The organism is Pseudazoarcus sp. NS36 (assembly GCF_059703705.1).
In genome coordinates this window covers 187,059-206,104 of sequence record NZ_BAAKJA010000004.1, presented here as the reverse complement: position 1 = coordinate 206,104, position 19,046 = coordinate 187,059, and the positions used below count along the sequence as shown (strand labels likewise).

The following is a 19,046-nucleotide window of genomic DNA, read 5'->3' as shown; positions in this document are numbered from 1 at the left end:
ATTTATTCCTCTGCATCAGTTCCGGAACCAGCCTGACAAAGTCAGGACAGTTCCTGCGGGAAATACTTGATCACGCAGTCGACCGGGTTCGGCGCAGCCTGACCCAGACCGCAGATCGACGCATCGCGCATCACGAGCGACAGATCGGCAAGGGCGTCGACGTCCCACTTGTTGTCGCCTTCGATGAGCTTGACCGTCTTAGAGGTGCCGACGCGGCAGGGCGTGCACTGGCCGCAGGACTCGTCCTCGAAGAAGCGCATCATGTTGCGCGCCGCATCGGCGGCGGTGTCCTTGTCGGACAGCACGATAACGGAAGCCGAACCGATGAAGCAGCCGTATTCCTGCAGCGTATCGAAGTCCAGCGGCACGTCGGCCAGCGACTCCGGCAGGATGCCGCCCGAGGCGCCACCCGGCAGATAGCCGTAGAGTTTTTGACCGTCCAGCATGCCCCCGCAGTAGTTCTCGACCAGCTCACGCAGCGAAGTACCGGCCGGCGCGAGCTTGACGCCCGGGTTCTTGACGCGACCCGAAACCGAGTACGAGCGCAGACCCTTGCGACCGTTGGCGCCGTGCGAGCTGAACCAATCCGCACCCTTCTGCACGATGTCGCGCACCCAGTGCAGGGTTTCCATATTGTGTTCAAGCGTCGGACGACCGAACAGACCGACCTGAGCGACGTACGGCGGACGCAGACGCGGCATGCCGCGCTTGCCTTCGATGGACTCGATCATCGCGGACTCTTCGCCGCAGATGTAGGCGCCAGCGCCGCGACGCAGGTGGAAGCGCGGCATGTTCGGCACCGGCGGCTCCATCACCAGCTTCTCGAGTTCGGCCGTGAGGATGGCGCGACAGGCGTGATACTCGTCGCGCAGATAGATATAGACGTCTTCAATGCCGACTGCCCAGGCAGCAATCATCGCGCCTTCGAGGAAACGGTGCGGATCGCGCTCAAGGTAATAGCGGTCCTTGAAGGTACCCGGCTCACCTTCGTCGATGTTGATTGCCATCAGGCGCGGGCCCGCAAAACCCTTGACGATCCGCCACTTGCGGCCCGCCGGGAAGCCTGCACCACCGAGACCGCGCAGACCGGAGTCTTCCATGGTCTTGATGATCGACTCGACATCGCGCAAGCCACCGTAGCACTCCTGCGCCAGTTGGTAGCCGTCCTGCTCCTTGTAGGCCTCGTAGTCGGCATAGGCGTCCGGATGATGCCAAACATCCTTGGCTTCAACCTTGGCCTTGACGGATTCGATCGTGGCGTTCGGCACCGGATTCTGGTGCACCACCGCCACCGGCGCCTGTTCGCAACGACCGACACAGGGCGCATGGATGACGCGTACGTCTTTGCCGAGAATGGCCGGCAGCTTGGTCAGCAGATCCTGGGCGCCGGCCATCTCACACGAGAGACCGTCGCAGACGCGCACGGTCAGCGCAGCCGGGGTCTGCTCACCTTCACGAACGACATCAAAGTGGTGGTAGAAGGTCGCGACCTCATAGACTTCGGTCTGCGAAAGCTTCATCTCTTGCGCAAGTGCAGCAAGGTGCCCAGCCGACAGATGACCGAAATGGTCCTGCAGCTTGTGCAGGTGTTCGATCAGCAGATCACGCTGACGGGACTCATGTCCGAGCAACGCCTGCACTTCCACCAGCGCCTTCGGATCGACACGACGGCCTTTCGGCGCCATACGCCGGCGTTCCTTGGAGGGCCCTTGCACCGTAATCGGGATGACTTTCTGGTTCATGTTGGATTCCTAATCAGCTAACGCAACACAGGATTCGAGATTCTGCAATAAGCCCTGCCGTGCATAGGTTCAGACGCAGCACACGTACGCAGAATCCGCTGTAGGGCGTTCGATGCGACGCGCGTCGCATGGCGACGGATGACTTAAACAATCAAATTGTGACACATCGGACGCGGCCGACTAATTGACGGCAGTCAACGACTCCCGAAAATTCGGAACGATCCATCTGCGTGCTCGACAACACCGGCGCTGAAAGCCGCCTGCGTGACGATTCAGACCTAACCGTGGAACTATAGCATTGCAGCCGCGCCCTCACGGCACCCGGCCTTTTCTCCCGCCGCAAAAGAAAAAACGGCGCCCGAAGGCGCCGCTTTCAGCTTGCTGCAATCAATCTGCGATCAGAGCGAGGTGACCTTGCTCTCGCGCATCTGCTTGATCTGGTCGGCAGAGTAGCCCAGCTCCGACAGGATCTGGTCAGTGTGCTCACCCAGCAGCGGCGAAGCCTTGATCTCGACCTTCAGATCGGAGAACTTGATCGGGCTACCAACAGTGAGGTACTTGCCCAGCTTCGGGTGATCAACCTCAACGATCGAGCCGCTTTCACGCAGCGACTTGTCTTCGGAAAGCTCTTTCATCGACAGGACCGGAGCGCACGGAATGTCGAACTTGCGCAGGATGTCGACTGCTTCGAACTTGGTCTTGTCCTTGAGCCAGTCTTCGATGATGCCGAAGATGTCGAAAATCTTGTCCTGACGGGCTTCGGCAGTGTTGTACGCCGGATCGTCAATCCACTCTTCGCGGCCCAGAGCCTTGCAGATCGGAGCCCAGGCGTGGCCTTGGATGGTGAAGTAAATGTAAGCGTTGGGGTCGTTTTCCCAGCCCTTGCACTTCAGAACCCAACCCGGCTGACCGCCACCGCCGGCGTTACCACCACGCGGCACGACATCAGTGAACTCGCCGTGCGGGTACTGGGGATACTCTTCCAGATAACCCAGGGCATCCAGACGCTGCTGGTCGCGCAGTTTGACGCGGCACAGGTTCAGAACAGCATCCTGCATCGAGCAAGCAACCTTTTGGCCCTTGCCGGTCTTCTCACGGCCCATCAGAGCGGTCAGGATGCCGATAGCGAGGTGCATACCGGTGTTCGAGTCACCCAGAGCAGCGGCCGAAACGGTCGGGGGACCGTCCCAGAAGCCGGTGGTCGAAGCGGCACCGCCAGCGCACTGCGCAACGTTCTCGTAGACCTTCAGGTCTTCGTAGTGGTGACCTTCGCTGAAGCCCTTGACCGAAGCCATGATGATCTTCGGGTTGAGTTCCTGCATGCGTGCCCACGAGAAGCCCATGCGGTCGAGCGCGCCCGGACCGAAGTTCTCGACGAGAACGTCGGCTTCCTTGATCAGCTTCTCGAGGACTTCCTTGCCTGCCTGGGTCTTGGTATCGAGGGTCAGCGAACGCTTGTTGCTGTTCAGCATCGTGAAGTACAGCGCGTCGGCATCCTTGACGTGACGGAGCTGGTTACGCGTAACGTCGCCAGCACCCGGACGTTCGACCTTGATCACGTCGGCACCAAACCATGCGAGCAGCTGGGTGCACGCCGGACCGGCCTGAACGTGGGTAAAGTCGATGATCTTGATTCCTTCAAGCGGCTTGCTCATGACGGATGATCTTCCTTATGAAACAGGTTAGTTGATGCCCTGTGGGGCTTCTTGGGATGCGCCTCGAATGGGCGCACGAGTTGCGATCAGTGGATCTCAGGAAACGCACCCGGCTACTGCGGGCGTTCATTTCAATCCTAGATACTATTGGCTTGTCACCGGCGAAGTCAAGACAACTCCCGAGCAGCCTTCGAACCGGACAAGCCCGAAAATCTTCGAAAACCGGGCGGTCGGGAGAGCCCCGAACCGCCCGAATTTCCTTGTCTCGTCGGCATGCGCGGCTTACGCCGCGCGCCAGCCGATTACTTCTTTACGCCCGACTGCGGGTTGAGGCTGGTCAGACGACCACTCTCGGTACCGGCCGTTTCGTCGATGATGGCGTTGATGACGGTCGGCTTGCCGGAGGCCAGGGCCTCTTCCAGAGCAGCTTTCAGCTCCGGAACGGTCGTGACGTTGTAGCCCTTGCCGCCAAACGCTTCGATCAGCATGTCGTAACGAGCGTTCTTGACGAACGAGGTCACCGGCACATCGTTGGCGTTGTCCGGGTTGAGGTTGGGGTCGCAACCACGGTACACACCGCTATTGTTCATGATGATGGTGCAGACCGGCAGGTTGTAACGGCAGATGGTTTCGAGTTCCATGCCGCTGAAGCCGAACGCCGAGTCACCCTCGATCGCGACGACCTGACCACCCGACTCCACAGCAGCGCCGATGGCGTAGCCCATGCCGACGCCCATGACACCCCAGGTACCGGTGTCGAAACGACGACGCGGCTTGTCCATGTCGATGATGGCGCGGGCGTAGTCCAGCGCGTTGGCGCCTTCGTTCACCAGGTGGATGTCACGACCCTTGATCACGCTGCCGATGGTGCCGAGCGCGTTGTGGAAGTTCATCGGGTTGGTTTCTTTGGTCAGCATCGAAGCCATCTTGGCAACGTTCTGCTCACGCTTGCTCATCAGCAGGTTGACCCAGTCAGCCGAAGCTTTCGGGAACTTGGCGTCGATCTTGGCGTTGAGCAGTTCCATCGTGCTGACGATATCGCCGACGATCGGCGCATCGATGGGCACGTTGCTGTCCATTTCCATGGCGGAAATGTCGATCTGGATGAACTTCTTGTTCGGGAACTCGCGATCCGGATCGCCGCCCCAGGTCTTGCCTTTACCGTGAGCCAGCAGCCAGTTCAGACGAGCACCGATCAGCAGCACGGTATCGGCTTCTTTCAGAGCCAGCGAACGAGCGGCCATCGCGGACGACGGGTGGCTGTCCGGCAGGATGCCCTTGGCCATCGACATGGCGAGGTACGGAATGCCGGTCTTCTCAACGAATTCCTTGATCTGGCTTTCAGCACGAGCGTAAGCAGCGCCCTTGCCCAGCATGATGATCGGCTTCTTGGCGGACTTCAGCACTTCCAGCGCGCGGTCGATGGCGGCCGGCGACGGCAGGTGAGCCGGGGCAGCATCAACAACCTTGACGATGGACTCGGCGCCACGCACGGCGTCGATGGTCTGGCCGAGCAGCTCGGCGGGGACGTCGAGGTACACACCACCCGGGCGACCGGAAACGGCAGCGCGGATCGAGCGGGCAACGGCGATACCGATGTCTTCGGCGTGGTTGATACGGTAGGCAGCCTTGACGTACGGCTTGGCGGCGTTGAGCTGATCCAGCTCTTCGTAGTCGCCCTGCTGCAGGTCGACGATTTCACGCTCGGACGAACCGGAGATCATGATCATCGGGAAGCAGTTCACGGTGGCGTTGGCCAGCGCGACGAGGCCGTTCAGGAAGCCCGGAGCGGAAACGGTCAGGGCAACACCCGGCTTCTGGGTCATGTAGCCGGCGATGGCAGCGGCGTTCACTGCGTTGGCTTCGTGACGGAAGCCGATGAACTTCATGCCGCGCGACTGCGCCAGACGGGCGAGGTCGGTAACGGGAATGCCGACCAGACCGTAGATGGTATTCAGATCATTTGCCTTCAGCGCATCAATCAGCAGATTGAAGCCGTCGGTCATTTCCTGGGATTGCATGTGAAAACCCTCGGATTGAGTGTCGGTAGTCGTATTCATGGTGAATGCTCTCTCGTTGATACGTCGATTAAGGTTGAGCAATGCGGCTGACATCGGCGAACCTGGATTTCCCGGCCCCGAGCCATTCAGCGGCGGAACACCCTTGTTCCGGTTGCCGGAGAAATGGCGCCTTATGCCAGCTACCTCCGACGATAGGTTGTTGAAAGCCCTGACCTATCGAGCGGGGCGAATCATAGCGAGCGGTACAACGGGCCATCATTGACCCCGGTCAACTTTAACGGGAGAATACGCCGTTAGTCGTATGAGCGACGGATACAGGCGAAGCCCCCTATATGTCGTCAGTCGATAAGCACCCCGAAAAAAACATTATCCGCGTCCAGCTTCGCCAGAACAGCGTTCTCCGCGAACTGAGCGAAGCAGAAATGGCGGTGTTTGAGCCCCACCTCACGGTGGTGGATTGCCAGAAGGGCGACTTCCTGCTTCACCAGGGCGTGCATGAAATGGAACAGTATTTCGTGCTTGATGGCGTGCTCAAGCGCGTCGTCACCAATCAGCAGGGCAAACGCATGATCCTGCGCTTCACCGAGGAGCGCAGCATGGAAACCAGCTACGCTGCCTGGCGCCTCAAAACCCCCACGCCTTACAGCATAGTCTCTGTCACCAAAGCTCGCGTCGCAAAGTTGCCGATGCAGCAATGGGTCACGCTGATCGACAATATCCCGCACCTCAAGCAGCACTTTGAATACGAAGTGATGCGCCTGATGAGCGAGATCATGGCGCACACCATCACGCTGCACCTGCTCGACGCACCCGGCCGGGTGCACCGCTTTCTGCGCAAGCAGCCTGAGCTCTTCGACCGCATTCCGAAGAAGGAACTGGCCTCCTACCTCAACATCTCGTCCGAGACACTGAGTCGCCTGAAGCATCAGGGAAAGATCTGAGGCACACAAATCCGCAGCAAATAAAAAGGGGCCTTGCGGCCCCTTTGTCGTTCACCTCGACGGCGATCAGCCTTCGACGGTAGCGATACGCAGCAGGTTGGTGCTGCCCTGCATGCCGAACGGCATGCCAGCGGCAATGACGATGCTCTGACCCGGCTTGGCAAAACCTTCTTCGTGCGCAACCTTGCACGCGACGCTCACCATGTCGGTCACCGAACTCACGTCATCCACGACCTTGGCATGCACGCCCCACACAAAAGCCATACGACGGGCCGTGTCCAGGCTCGGCGTGATGCTGACGATCGGCGCGGTCGGACGCTCGCGCGCAGCACGCATCGCGGTGGTACCGGAAGTCGTGTAGGTCACCGTAGCAGCAGCGCCGATGATCTTGGTCACGCCACGCAGTGCCGAGCAGATGGCGTCGGCCGGCGTGGTCAGCGGCTCGGGGTGCTGGGCGTCGACCAGCGTGCGATACAGCGGATCACCTTCGACTTCGCGGATGATGCGATCCATCATCGCCACGGCCTGCACCGGGAATGCACCGCTGGCCGATTCGGCCGACAGCATCACCGAGTCGGCACCGTCGTACACCGCACCGGCCACGTCCGAGGCTTCGGCGCGGGTCGGCGTCGGTGCGGAAATCATCGATTCCAGCATCTGCGTTGCCACGATGCTCGGCTTGCCGTGTTCGCGGCAGGCACGCAGGATGCGCTTGGACGCGCTCGGCACGCGCTCCGGCGGCAGTTCCACACCGAGGTCGCCACGGGCAACCATCACGGAGTCGGACAGACGCACGATCTCGTCAAGGTGATCCAGCGCCTGCGGCTTTTCGAGTTTGGTCATCAGCAGCGCGCGGCCACCGATGATCTCGCGGGCCTCGTGCAGGTCTTCCGGACGCTGCACGAACGACAGCGCCACGAATTCCACGCCCAGCGACAGCGCGAAATCGAGGTCACGACGGTCCTTCTCGGTCAGCACCGGGATCGGCAGCACGGCGTCGGGCACGTTCACGCCCTTGCGGTCAGACAGCGGGCCACCGGTGACCACGCGGGTGCGGATCTGCGTACCGTTGCTGTCGAGCACCTGCAGGCGCAGCTTACCGTCGTCGAGCAGCAGCGACTGACCCGCCTCGACTGCTTCGAACAGCTCCGGGTGCGGCAGGCACACGCGGCTTTCGTCGCCCGGCGTGGTGTCACGATCCAGCGTGAACTCGGCGTCGGACTGCAGCACGATGCGGCCAGCCGCAAAGGTGCCGATGCGCAGCTTCGGTCCCTGCAGGTCGGCCAAGATGCCGATCGGGCGACCGACCTTGCGCTCGACCTCACGCACTACGTCGTAGCGCGCCTTGTGGTCTTCGTGGGTACCGTGGCTGAAGTTGAAGCGGAAGACATCCGCACCGGCTTCAAACAGTTTCTGGATGGTCTCCGCACTGGAGCTCGCCGGGCCCAGAGTGGCGATGATTCGGGCATTACGTTCGCGTCGCATTGTTGTTGTCCTGATGAATACGTTGTTGTTCATTGCTGGATCGGCTGCATGGCCTCGCGCAACATACGCCGTCATCATGACGTGCACATTGCCGACGACACGCGCCGGATCACACCTGGTCGCGGCCCGCAGAGCCCTCGACCGACCACTTCCTCCCCTGCTTCGGCGCCCCGACCTTGCGGTCGGCGCCCGGACTCCGCGCGTACGAAGCCCGAAATACAAACGGCCGCATTCATCGAATGCGGCCGTCGGGGCGGGCGGCGCAGGCTGCCCGCCCCGATAGTCGATCAGCCCTGGGCGATCTGGTGGTTCGACATCAGTTCGATCGCGCGGCACAGTGCCGAGTGATCCAGACCCGACATGCCGTTGGCGGCGCAGGTGTTCATCAGCTCCTGGGCCATGGCCGTATTCGGCAGCGAAACACCCATCGACTTGGCGCCTTGCAGGGCCAGGTTCAGGTCTTTCTGGTGCAGCTCGATACGGAAGCCAGGGTTGAAGGTGCGCTTGACCATGCGCTCACCGTGCACTTCCAGGATGCGCGAGTTGGCGAAGCCGCCCATCAGCGCCTGACGGACCTTTGCGGGGTCGGCACCGGCCTTGGAGGCGAACAGCAGCGCTTCGGCCACAGCCTGGATGTTCAGCGCGACGATGATCTGGTTCGCAACCTTGGTGGTCTGGCCGTCGCCGTTGCCGCCGACCAGCGTGATGTTCTTGCCCATCAGCTCGAACAGCGGCTTGACCGTGGCGAAGGTCGCATCCGAACCACCGACCATGATCGTCAGCGAAGCGGCTTTGGCGCCGACTTCACCACCCGACACCGGGGCGTCCATGTACTCGCAGCCCAGCTCGTTGATGCGCTTGGCGAACTGCTTGGTGGCGATCGGCGAGATCGAGCTCATGTCGACCACGATCTTGCCTTTGGAGAGGCCGGCTGCAACACCGTTCTCGCCAAACAGCACGGCTTCGACATGGGGGGTATCCGGCACCATCGTGATGATGATGTCGGCGTTCTTGGCCACTTCAGCGCCGCTGGCGCAGGCAGTTGCGCCGCCGCTCAGCAGATCGGCCGGCGGGGCCTTCACGTCGTGCACGAACAGCTGGTGACCACCTGCCTGCAGGTGGCCCGCCATCGGGGCGCCCATGATGCCGAGACCAATGAATCCAACTTTAGCCATGTCAATCTCCATAAACGTTCAGTTCAATACCAGAACCGGCAAGCCGAGAGGCCCCCGGATCAGCCCGCGGAATGCCTTGCGGCACACCCCGGGCGGCGAACACCGTACCGGAGCGCGCAAAACGGCAGCGCTTTCCGGCGAGCATGCGGCACACGGGCCGCATGTCATCATCCCGCTGCGTATCCGCGAACGGCACAGGGAATTGTGTGGCATGCATGTTAAAGGCAAACGGCAGCTTTGATAAGAACACAAAATATCGCTTGATCCGATACCCCAGGTATCGACAACCCTTTGGAGGACGCATGGACACCCGCTTCCCGGCACACCTATCATCGCGCCAGGTCACGAACGGAGGAATCAACGTGGGGTTCCGAATCATTCTCTGCACCGGCCTGGCGGCCGGCATGCTGCTGTCGGGCAATGCTGCGGCAGACGGCTTTTACGGCGGCATAGAGGCCAGCCGCGAACGCCTGCGCTTCGAGCCGCATTATTACGAACCGGACGGCACGCCCGACAGCAGCTTCGTCAATCGCGCCAGCGGCCGTGCGGGCGCCGTGTTTGCCGGCCATCGCTGGGAGCTTTCCCCGGATTTCTCGCTCGCCGTCGAGGCCCGCCTTGCCGTCAATGACACACGCTGGAGGCTACGCATCCCGGACGAGCCCGCGTCACTGCGCTACGACATTCCCTACGCCGCCAGCCTCAGCCTGCAACCCGCCTGGCAACTCACGGATCGACTCGCCGCGTTTGCCGAGGCCGGCATCGTGTTGGGGCGCATCCACGAGCGCAAATGGGGCAGCCCCGACAGCACCTATGACGAGCGCCACTGGCGACCCGGTACCGTGCTCGGGCTGGGTCTCAGTCTGCGACTGGGCAAGGCCTGGAGCGCACGCCTGGGCTACCGTGAAACGCGCTATCGCGCATTGCGCTACGAAGCGCGCGACGCCGGTGGCAACGTGGTCGAACGCATCCGCGACAAACCGCGGCAATCTACCTGGCACCTGGGCCTGATTCGCCACTTCTGAAGCCTGTGCGCTGCAACCGCCTACTGCACCAGCGGCGCGCCATCCCCATTCAGGCCGACGGCGGCTCGGCGGCCACGCACACCCGGTTGCGCCCCGAACTCTTGGCGGCGTACAGCGCCTCGTCAGCCCGCTCCATGACCTGACGCGCCCGGCCACCGTCGATGTTCGCCACGCCGATGCTGATCGTCACCGACACCGGACCGGCCTCGGTCTGCGCCGGACTGTCTTGCAGTCGCACGCGCAAGCGCTCGGCCAGATCGCGCGCATGCGTAATCGAAGTACCCGGCAGCAGTGCCGCAAACTCCTCGCCACCCAGGCGACCGGGCAGATCGCCGCGGCGCAGGCTGTCGCGAATCAGCTCTGCGACGTGCTGCAGCACCACGTCGCCAACGGCGTGACCCCAGGTGTCATTGACGACCTTGAAGTGATCGATGTCGAGCATCAACACCACGCTGTCGCGTGCAGGCTGCTGGTGCGCCTCTTCCACCGCCTGCTCCAGCCGAGCCAGAAAGACGCGGCGGTTGGGCAGGCCGGTCAGCGCATCGGTAGTCGCCAGGGTTTCCAGCGTGGCCTCGCGCTGCTTGCGCTCGGAAATGTCACGCGCCAGCCAGACGCGCCCCAGCGATTCGTCGTGACTGGAGATCGGCAGCCAGTCGATCTCCAGCGTGCGACCGTCTTCCGCGGTCACCTCGATGGTGCGCCGCTGCTCCCGCCCGCCGTTGTCCGTCGGGTCATGCAGCCAGGCGCGGCGCTCATCTCCCAGCGCCTGACACAGATCCTCGTGCGACAAGCCGATCAGGCGCGCGGCGGCCCCCTTGAGGCCGAACAGCTCACAGAAACCCTGGTTGGCCACCACAACATGGTCGGCGGCGTCCTCCATCAGCACGCCGCCCGGGAAGCGCTCGAGCAGCGTCGTCAGACGCAGCCGTTCGGCCTGCAGTTCGGATTCCGCCCGATGGCGGTCGGTCACGTCGATCAGCGTCCACACAATGCCGCTGTCGGGCGACTCCGGGTCGCGCAAGGTGCCGCTCATGTCGAACCAGCGCGTGCGGCCGCGCACATCGCGCAAGGGATACTCGAAGCGCACGAAGCCCTTGCCGAGCAGGGTGCGGTAGTAGTTCTCCAGCCCGGCATAGTGCGCATCGTCGATGTGCAGGCGGCGCAGATCGATGCCCGCCAGATCCTCGCCCGGCCGCCCAAACACCTGGCGGGCCCGCGCATTGGCGCTGATCATGTGGCGATCGGCCGAGGCCGTGAAGATCACCGCCGCGCTGCGCTCAAGCAGCACCTCGCGCAAGCGGGCTTCCGCCACACGCTCGCTGATGTCGGTAAAGGTGCCCACCATGCGTGACGGCTGCCCCTCCTCCCAGGCCACCACGCGACCGCGCGCCTCAACCCACAACCATGCCCCGCTGGCGGTGCGCACGCGCACTTCCTGCTTGGCGAGCTGCGTCGAACGCGCGGCAAAGTGCTCGCGCAGATACACCTGCAAGCGCTTGCGGTCGCCGGGATGGAGCATCTCGATCCAGGCATCGAAACTGATCTCGAGGCCGCCCTCGGCATAGCCGAGCATCTCGTAGCAGCGCGTATCCCACACCACGGCCCCGCTGAGCACATCCCAGGTCCACAGGCCGTCACGCACCGCCTCCATGGTCATGCGCAGACGGGCCTCGCTCTGCTGCAGCGCCTCGGCCGCCAGATGCTGGTCGGTAACGTCCTGGATATAGCCATGCCACAGCGTCGAACCATCTTCCAGACGCTGCGGATTGGCATGCCCGAGCAGCCAGCGCACCTGCCCCTCGGGGACCACGACGCGATACTCGCAACGCCACGCCGCCAGCCGCTCGGCCGACTCGTCGATGGACTTCGACACCCGCTCCAGATCACCACGGTGGATGCGCTCGAACACTTTCTGCGCCGAAACGCCGGCCTCGTCGGCGCTCAGACCATAGATGGCGCGGACGCCGGAACTGGCGTACGGGAAGCTCGACGTGCCGTCCGGCCGGCGCAGGTACTGGTACACCACCCCCGGCACCTCCTCGAGCAGGCGGGCCAGGCGTTCTCGGGCCTCACTCGCCAGCGCATCGGCCGTCTTGCGCGCGGTGATGTCCAGATGGGTGCCCACCACCCGGCGGGCCGAGCCGTCGGGCTGTCTCGCCACCACCCGCCCGCGGTCCAGCACCCACACCCAGTGCCCGCCACGGTGCCGCATGCGGTGTTCGGATTCGTACTGCGGTGTCTCCCCGCGCAGATGCGGATCCAGCGCAGCATGAATCGCCGGCCAGTCGTCCGGGTGCACCAGTCGTTCCCAGGTAGAGAGATCTCCCTCCAGCTCGGCGATGCTGTAGCCCAGCATCGACGCCCAGCGCTCGTTGAAGCGCGTCGTCCCGCTGGAAACATCCCAGTCCCATGTACCCAGCTCCCCGCCAACCAGCGCCAGCTCCAGGCGCTCGCGCCCCTGTGCAAGCTCCTGGGCATGGCGCTCGCGCTGCACGAACAGGCCGCCGATCAGCGAGGCCGCAATCAGCAACAGGGCCGATGCCACTGCATTCTCAAGACGCGAGGCGCGAATCACCGCTCTCGTGAACGCCAGCGCCGTATCCGCGTCCAGCCCCAGGGCAATGATCAGCGGATACCCCTTCAGCCGCTGAAACGCATACAGCCGCGTCACACCGTCGACCACGCTGGTGGCCTTGGTCACGCCCGACTGCTGATCGGCCAGACGCATGAAATCGTACGTCGCCGGCGCGCGCTGTCCGGCAATCTGCTCGAAGTAGTGGGAACGCGCCAGGTAGACACCGTCGTTGCGTGCCAGCAGCACGGCCTCACGCGGATCCGGCAGGACTGCGCGGAAAGCCTCCGACAGATACGCCGGCGAGATCGAGATCACCACCACACCGTCGAAACGCCCGTCGCGCAGCACCGGGCGGCTGAACTGCACACTCCACTTGCCCGACAGACGCCCCTGCAACGCTTCTCCGACGAACAGTCGGGGCGGTACGCCCTCGCCATGCGCCGTGAAATGCCGACGATCGGCAATCGAAATCATGTTCTCGGGCCGACCGCCCGGCGAAAGCGAGCTGAAGCGGACCAAGCCCTGCGCGTCTGCCACCGCAACCTGCACCAGCGCACCGTCCGGCAGCCCATCTGCAATCAACCGGCTCGCCACAAGAGTCTGCGACAGGTCGTGCTCGACCCACGCTTCGACCACCGTGCGAGCCATCAGGTCGACATCCCCCACCAGCATCTCGACCTGCCCCGCCATGGCCTTCGCAAGCTGCGCCGCACGCAACTGCGCACGCGTCTCGGCATCACGCAGCTGTTGCTCATGTCCGCGCAGCAAAAACGCCCAGTGCAGCCCCAGCACCAGCACACAGGCCAGCAGCATGAGCGCCACCCAGCGCGTACCTCGCGTGAGCTGCAGCGGGGTACGCATACCCGTGGGCATGCCCGGATTGGATGAGTGCGGTTCTTCCATTGCTGCGCGCGGCGTCGACTGGTTGTTTCTGCCAGTATCCGACCCCCCCGATACATTCGCAACAACTGATGTATCAGATGTTGCGCGAGGTCAACCCGAACCAATCCGCCCGCATGCAGTCCGTACCGCGTCCCCCTGAAAGAGCCGCCGATGATCCGCCTGCAAGACCTTTCCATGCACTACACGCTCGAATCCACCCGCATCGACATCCTGCGCGGCGTGGATGTCGACATCGCGGCGGGTGAGCGCATCGCCATCGCCGGCCCGTCCGGATCGGGCAAGACCTCGCTGCTGTTGCTGCTGGCCGGGCTGGAGCGCCCCGCCGCCGGCCGCGTGTTCTTTGACGATGTCGCGCTCGACAGCCTCGACTCCGACGCGCTGGCCGATCTGCGGCGCGACCGCATGGGCATCGTGTTCCAGTCATTCCACCTCGTGCCCAGCCTCACCGCGCTCGACAACGCCGCCCTGCCGCTGGAAATCGCCGGCCGCCGCGACGCCCGCGAACGCGCCCGCGCCATGCTGGAACAGGTCGGCCTCGGCGCGCGCCTGCATCACCACCCCACCGAACTCTCCGGCGGCGAGCAGCAGCGCGTCGCCATTGCCCGCGCGCTGGTGCACGGCCCCAAACTGCTGCTGGCCGACGAACCCACCGGCAATCTGGACGACCGCACCGGCGGCGCCATCGGCGATCTGCTGTTGGATCTGCACCGCGAAACCGGCACTACGTTGGTGCTGGTCACGCACGACATGGACTTCGCACGCCGTTGCGACCGCGTGCTGCGCCTCACCGACGGCCGGTTGGTCGAGGACGCCGGAGGCGCCCGTGCGCATGCTGCTTGAGCTGGCCTGGCGCGACCTGCGCGGCGCGCAACGCACGCTGTGGGTGTTCTGCGCCTGCCTCGCGCTGGGCGTGGCGCTGATCGCCGCCAGCGGCGGGGTCTATCGCCAGGTCGGTGACGCGCTGCTGGCCAACACCCGCGCGCTGTTCGGCGGCGACGTCGAAGTGCGCAGCCGCGCACCGCTCAGTGACGACCTCCTCACGTGGATGAACGAACGCGGCACGGTTTCGCGCCTCATCGAATTCCGCACCATGCTGATGAGCGAGGCCGGCGACGCTCAGCTCGTCGAGCTGCAGGCCGTCGACGGTGCCTACCCGCTGGTCGGCGAGCTGGTGCTCGAACCCGCCGCCCATCTGACGGACGTACTCGCGCCACGCGACGGCGTGCATGGTCTGGCCATCGACCCGGCGGTGGCCTCGCGGCTGGCACTGAACGTGGGCGACCGCATCGAGGTCGGCTTTACCGAGATGGAAGTGCGCGCCATCACGCTGCGCCAGCCCGACCGCAGCCTGAACGCCGACTGGCGCGGCCCGCCGGTGCTGATCGGCGCCGAGGCGCTGGACGTCACCGGCCTGCTCGCGCCCGGCGCGCGCCCCGAATTCCATTACCGCGTGCGCACCGACCTCGCGCCCGACGACTGGCGCGAAGCCTTCATGGCGGCCCACCCGCAGTCCGAAGCCGAAATCCGTACCTTCATCGAGCGCAACGCGCGCCTTGGCGAAGTGCTCGGCCAGATCGGCTCGGGTGTGCTGCTGATCGGTTTTTCCGCACTGTTCATCGGCGGGCTGGGCGTGTTCAACAGCGTGCAGGCCTGGCTGCAGGGCAAGCTCGGCACGCTCGCCACGCTGCGCGCGGTCGGCCTGCGCGACGGCCGGTTGGCGGCGCTGGTGCTGCTGCAGGTCGGCATGCTCGCGGCGGCCGCGAGTCTGGTCGGGGCGATTGCCGGAGGTGCGCTCGCGCTGGCCGGCGCCGGCCTGATGGCCGAGCGCCTACCGCTGCAATCCACCTTCGCCGCGCTGCCCGGCCCGCTCGCCGTGGCCTGGCTGTTCGGCGTGCTCACTGCGCTGGTGTTTGCGCTGCCGGCGCTTGGCCGTGCGCTGTCGGTCAGCCCGGCGGCGCTGTTCCGGGGGCTGGCCGGCGTGAAGACGCATCTGCCGCCACGCTGGCGCAACGCCACGCTGGCCGGTGCGGTGGCGGTCGCGCTGCTGGTCATCTTTGCCATGCCCGACCCGTTGTTCGGTGCTGCCTTCATCGCCGCGCTGGTGCTGCTGCTGGGCCTGCTCGAAGCGCTGGTACGGCTGTTGCGCGTGCTGGCCCGCCGCTTTGCCGACGACCCGCGCCTGTCCGGCCGCTTCGCGCTGCGGCTGGCGCTGTCCGGGCTGTACCGCAAGGATTCGCCGCTGCGCCCTACGCTGCTCTCGCTCGGCTCGGCCATGACCTTACTGGTGGCCTCCACGCTGGTGGTGCTGGCGCTGCTGCAGACCATCGACGAAACCGTGCCGGAAAACTCCCCGGCACTGGTCTTCTACGACGTCTCACCGGCCCAGCGCGAAGATTTTGAAGCCGTGCTACGCGAGTCGCCCAGCCTCGAACGCCTGTCCGTCGCGCCGCTGGTGCTCGGCCGTCTGGCGCAAGTCGGCGATCAGGTGCTGGCCGACAGCAGCGATGCCCGCCAGCGCCGCGAAGCGCGGGACGAACACAAGATGAGCCACCTGCAGGACAACTTCGACGACGTCGTCCTGCGCAGCGGCGCCTGGTGGCCGGACGACTACGCCGGCCCGCCGGTGGTGGCGATGGAAGACCGCGAAGCCGATCAGCTCGGTCTGCAGGTCGGCGACCGACTCACATTCAATATCGGCGGCCAGCCGCTCGCGGCCGAACTCGTCGCCATCTACGGCCAGCGGCGTTTCCAGTCACGCCTGTGGCTGGAGGCGATTTTCCCCGACGGCGTGCTCGACCCCTTCATCACACGCTACGTCGGCATGGCGTGGATGGACGCTGACGAGGCGCTCACCGCGCAAAACCGCATCGCCGCCGCGCAACCCAACGTCGTCACGGTCCGCACCGCCGCGCTGCTGGCCGAGGCCCGCTCGTTGCTCGGCAGCGCGGCCGCCGGGCTGGCCGCCATTGGCGGCGTGACACTGCTGGCCAGCTTGCTGGTGCTGGTCAGCGTGGTCACCGCCAACCGCGTGCGCCAGGTCTATCTGGCCACGCTCTTGCACACGCTGGGTGCGCGCCTGTCGGCCATCCGCGCCAGCCTGCATGTGGAATACCTGCTGCTCGCGCTGGTGACCTCGGCCTTCGCCTCCATCGCAGGTGGCGCACTGGCCGCCATGTTGCTGCACTGGCGCATCGGGCTGGAAACGCCCGTGGCCTGGTGGCCCGGCGCGGTCGTGGCGTTCACCGTAGCCAGCGTGTCGCTAGCGCTGGGCGCGCACTGGCTGATGCGCCAATTGCGCCTGTCGCCGGCCACGCTGCTGCGCAGCAGTTGAGCAAATGAATTCCTGACGACCAACTGATTAAGCTTTGAAACCTCACTCACAGCAGGAGACTCGATGAACCCGCAACAAGCCCGCGCCATCGTCACCATCTGCCTGATGGCCGCCTTCGCCGACGGCCGCAAGGACAGCGCCGAACGCGAACACGTGCGCCGCGTCGCCGAATCGCTCGGTGATGCCACCGACCTCGATTCCATGAAGCTCTACCAGGATGTGCTGCTCGGTCGCGCCGACCTCGGCGCCGCCGCGAGCGCCCTCGACAGCCTGGAGCTGCGCCAGCTCGCCTTCGAGATGGCGGTCGGCGTGGTCGAGGCCGACGGTCGCCACGACGAGGCCGAAACCGCCTTCCTGCAGAAACTGGAAACGGCACTGGCGCTCGATCACGACCAGGCAGAGACCACCGTGCACCGCGCCGAGGAAGTGGCCGAGGCGCCGGTTGCCGGCAACCTGCCGGCCGAGGTGGTGCCGGTCGCCGTAGCCGCAGCGGCTGCCGCCAGCGCTGCGCCGGTGCCGGACCGCGCCGAACTCGACCGCATGATCCTCAACGCCTCCATCCTCAACGGCGCGCTCGAACTGCTGCCGCAGTCCATGGCCTCGATGGCCATCATCCCGCTGCAGTTGCGGCTGGTGTATCGCATCGGCAAGAGCTACGGCTACGAACTCGATCGTGGTCACATCACCGACTTCCTGGCCGCGGCCGGCGTCGGCATGACCGGCCAGTACGTCGAGCAGATCGGCCGCAAGCTGGTCGGCGGCCTGCTCGGCAAGGTCTTCGGCGGGCTCGGCCGCGGCGTCGGCAGCACCGCCACCGGCGCGGCCTTCTCGTTCGCCACCACCTGGGCCATCGGCAAGGTCGCCATCAGCTACTACGGCGGTGGCCGCAAGCTCGACACCGCCGCGCTGAAGGCCGAATTCACCGAATGGTTCGGGCAGGCGAAAGGCTTGCAGCAGCAGTACGCCGGCCAGATCGCCGAGAAGGCGCGCACCGTGGATCTGGCACAGATCACGTCCAGCCTGCGCGCCTGAAGCCGCCCGCCACAAAACAAAAGCCCCGGAATTCCGGGGCTTTTACTGTTAGCGCTGGCCAAGGGTTGTGTCGCCAAACACACCCTTGAATTCCCTTGGCTCGCAGCGCCAGTATTGCGGCGGCGCCTTCACCGTGCCACCCAGCTTCGCCGCAGCGTGCCACGGCCAGCGCGGGTCCCACAGCATGCCGCGCGCCAGCGCCACCAGATCGGCTTCGCCGTTGGCCACAATGGCCTCGGCCTGTTCCGGCTCGGTCAGCAGACCGACCGCGATCACCGGCATCTTCACCTGCTGCCGCACCTGCTTGGCGAACGGCACCTGATAACCCGGTCCGAGCGGAATCTTCTGCTCAACCGACAGGCCACCACTCGACACGTGGATGAAGGCGCAGCCGCGCGCTTCCAGCGCAGCCGCAAACTCCAGGCTCTGCGCCACGTCCCAGCCACCGTCCACCCAGTCGCTGGCCGAGATGCGCACGCCCACCGGGCGGCCCTCAGGGAACACCGCACGCACCGCGTCGAACACTTCCAGCGGAAAGCGCATGCGGTTTTCCAGCGAACCGCCGTAGCTGTCCGTGCGCTGGTTAGCGAGCGGCGACAGGAACTGGTGCAGCAGATAACCATGCGCCGCATGCAGTTCGATGGCGTCCAGCCCCAGCCGCGCGGCGCGCTGTGCGGCAGCCACGAAGGCCTCGCGGATCTCGCGCAAGCCCGCGTCGCTCAGCTCGGCCGGCGGCGGCTCGTCGCGGCCGTGCGCCAGTGGCGACGGCGCCAGCGGCTGCCAACCGCCCTCGTCGGCCGGCACCAGCGAACCACCCAGCCACGGCGCGCGACTCGACGCCTTGCGCCCGGCATGCGCCAACTGCACGCAGACCGGCAGGTCGGCGTACGTACGCACAGCGCCGATCACGCGCGCCAGCGCCGCCTCGTTGGCATCCGAATACAGACCCAGATCCTGCGGCGAGATACGCCCTTCGGCGCGCACTGCGGTCGCCTCCAGAATCAGCATGCCGGCACCGGACATGGCCATCTGGCCCAGATGCATCAGATGCCAGTCGCTGGCGCAGCCATCCTCGGCTGAGTACTGGCACATCGGCGCGACCACGATGCGGTTGGCAAGCTGCAGTCCGTCCAGGCGCAGCGGAGAAAACAACTGACTCATCGA

General features: G+C 64.9%; 12 protein-coding genes. 5 read left to right on the top strand and 7 right to left on the bottom strand.

Annotation, left to right across the window (positions count from 1 at the left end):
• Positions 1-41: 41 nt before the first annotated feature.
• From AC6H0R_RS08005 to oxc, 3 genes are all read right to left on the bottom strand, one after another.
• On the bottom strand, positions 42-1,742 hold the full coding sequence (locus tag AC6H0R_RS08005; RefSeq protein ID WP_497580834.1) for an NAD(P)H-dependent oxidoreductase subunit E: 1,701 nt from the start codon (positions 1,740-1,742) through the stop codon (positions 42-44).
• A gap of 398 nt (positions 1,743-2,140) precedes the next feature.
• The gene (gene frc, locus AC6H0R_RS08000; RefSeq protein ID WP_497580833.1) at positions 2,141-3,397 is read right to left on the bottom strand and encodes a formyl-CoA transferase; all 1,257 of its coding nucleotides are present in this window, start codon (positions 3,395-3,397) and stop codon (positions 2,141-2,143) included.
• 302 nt (positions 3,398-3,699) lie between these two features.
• Entirely contained in the window at positions 3,700-5,457 is a 1,758-nt protein-coding gene (gene oxc, locus AC6H0R_RS07995; protein WP_497580832.1) for an oxalyl-CoA decarboxylase, read from the bottom strand.
• Positions 5,458-5,840: 383 nt separating this feature from the next.
• On the opposite strand from oxc, the gene AC6H0R_RS07990 reads away from it, so the two are divergent.
• A complete protein-coding gene (locus AC6H0R_RS07990) occupies positions 5,841-6,359 on the top strand; it encodes a Crp/Fnr family transcriptional regulator (protein WP_497580831.1) in 519 nt (172 codons plus the stop codon).
• A gap of 66 nt (positions 6,360-6,425) precedes the next feature.
• Here AC6H0R_RS07990 and pyk read toward each other — a convergent pair whose 3' ends face one another.
• Together pyk and glxR are read right to left on the bottom strand one after the other, a co-directional pair.
• Positions 6,426-7,844, bottom strand: coding sequence for a pyruvate kinase (pyk, locus tag AC6H0R_RS07985; protein ID WP_497580830.1), 1,419 nt, complete (start codon positions 7,842-7,844; stop codon positions 6,426-6,428).
• 287 nt (positions 7,845-8,131) lie between these two features.
• Complete coding sequence (gene glxR / locus AC6H0R_RS07980; RefSeq protein ID WP_497580829.1) at positions 8,132-9,019, bottom strand: 2-hydroxy-3-oxopropionate reductase; 888 nt, start codon at positions 9,017-9,019, stop codon at positions 8,132-8,134.
• Positions 9,020-9,381: 362 nt separating this feature from the next.
• Here glxR and AC6H0R_RS07975 point away from each other — a divergent pair, with 362 nt between their 5' ends.
• Positions 9,382-10,041 carry a hypothetical protein gene (locus AC6H0R_RS07975; protein WP_497580828.1) on the top strand — a complete coding sequence of 220 codons (660 nt, stop codon included), beginning with the start codon at positions 9,382-9,384 and terminating at the stop codon, positions 10,039-10,041.
• A 49-nt stretch (positions 10,042-10,090) separates the two neighbouring features.
• On the opposite strand, the gene AC6H0R_RS07970 is transcribed toward AC6H0R_RS07975, so the two are convergent.
• Positions 10,091-13,489: a PAS domain-containing protein gene (locus tag AC6H0R_RS07970; protein WP_497580827.1), complete on the bottom strand. Its 3,399-nt coding sequence runs from the start codon at positions 13,487-13,489 to the stop codon at positions 10,091-10,093.
• A gap of 180 nt (positions 13,490-13,669) precedes the next feature.
• Here AC6H0R_RS07970 and AC6H0R_RS07965 point away from each other — a divergent pair, with 180 nt between their 5' ends.
• The 3 genes from AC6H0R_RS07965 (at position 13,670) to AC6H0R_RS07955 (ending at position 17,882) form a co-directional block, all read left to right on the top strand.
• Positions 13,670-14,359, top strand: coding sequence for an ABC transporter ATP-binding protein (locus AC6H0R_RS07965; RefSeq protein ID WP_497580826.1), 690 nt, complete (start codon positions 13,670-13,672; stop codon positions 14,357-14,359).
• On the top strand, positions 14,349-16,850 hold the full coding sequence (locus AC6H0R_RS07960) for an ABC transporter permease (protein WP_497580973.1): 2,502 nt from the start codon (positions 14,349-14,351) through the stop codon (positions 16,848-16,850). Before AC6H0R_RS07965 ends, AC6H0R_RS07960 begins: the two co-directional genes overlap by 11 nt.
• Before the next feature lie 63 nt (positions 16,851-16,913).
• The gene (locus tag AC6H0R_RS07955) at positions 16,914-17,882 is read left to right on the top strand and encodes a YcjF family protein (RefSeq protein ID WP_497580825.1); all 969 of its coding nucleotides are present in this window, start codon (positions 16,914-16,916) and stop codon (positions 17,880-17,882) included.
• 48 nt (positions 17,883-17,930) lie between these two features.
• Here AC6H0R_RS07955 and AC6H0R_RS07950 read toward each other — a convergent pair whose 3' ends face one another.
• Entirely contained in the window at positions 17,931-19,043 is a 1,113-nt protein-coding gene (locus AC6H0R_RS07950) for an NADH:flavin oxidoreductase/NADH oxidase (RefSeq protein ID WP_497580824.1), read from the bottom strand.
• Positions 19,044-19,046: the final 3 nt, after the last annotated feature.

Excerpts from the sequence above, each read along its gene's own strand:
- AC6H0R_RS08005 (WP_497580834.1), bottom strand. The coding sequence starts at position 1,742 with ATGAACCAGAAAGTCATCCCGATTACGGTGCAAGGGCCCTCCAAGGAA.
- frc (WP_497580833.1), bottom strand. The coding sequence starts at position 3,397 with ATGAGCAAGCCGCTTGAAGGAATCAAGATCATCGACTTTACCCACGTT.
- oxc (WP_497580832.1), bottom strand. The coding sequence starts at position 5,457 with ATGAATACGACTACCGACACTCAATCCGAGGGTTTTCACATGCAATCC.
- AC6H0R_RS07990 (WP_497580831.1), top strand. The coding sequence starts at position 5,841 with ATGGCGGTGTTTGAGCCCCACCTCACGGTGGTGGATTGCCAGAAGGGC.
- pyk (WP_497580830.1), bottom strand. The coding sequence starts at position 7,844 with ATGCGACGCGAACGTAATGCCCGAATCATCGCCACTCTGGGCCCGGCG.
- glxR (WP_497580829.1), bottom strand. The coding sequence starts at position 9,019 with ATGGCTAAAGTTGGATTCATTGGTCTCGGCATCATGGGCGCCCCGATG.
- AC6H0R_RS07970 (WP_497580827.1), bottom strand. The coding sequence starts at position 13,489 with ATGCCCACGGGTATGCGTACCCCGCTGCAGCTCACGCGAGGTACGCGC.
- AC6H0R_RS07965 (WP_497580826.1), top strand. The coding sequence starts at position 13,670 with ATGATCCGCCTGCAAGACCTTTCCATGCACTACACGCTCGAATCCACC.
- AC6H0R_RS07960 (WP_497580973.1), top strand. The coding sequence starts at position 14,349 with ATGCTGCTTGAGCTGGCCTGGCGCGACCTGCGCGGCGCGCAACGCACG.
- AC6H0R_RS07955 (WP_497580825.1), top strand. The coding sequence starts at position 16,914 with ATGAACCCGCAACAAGCCCGCGCCATCGTCACCATCTGCCTGATGGCC.
- AC6H0R_RS07950 (WP_497580824.1), bottom strand. The coding sequence starts at position 19,043 with ATGAGTCAGTTGTTTTCTCCGCTGCGCCTGGACGGACTGCAGCTTGCC.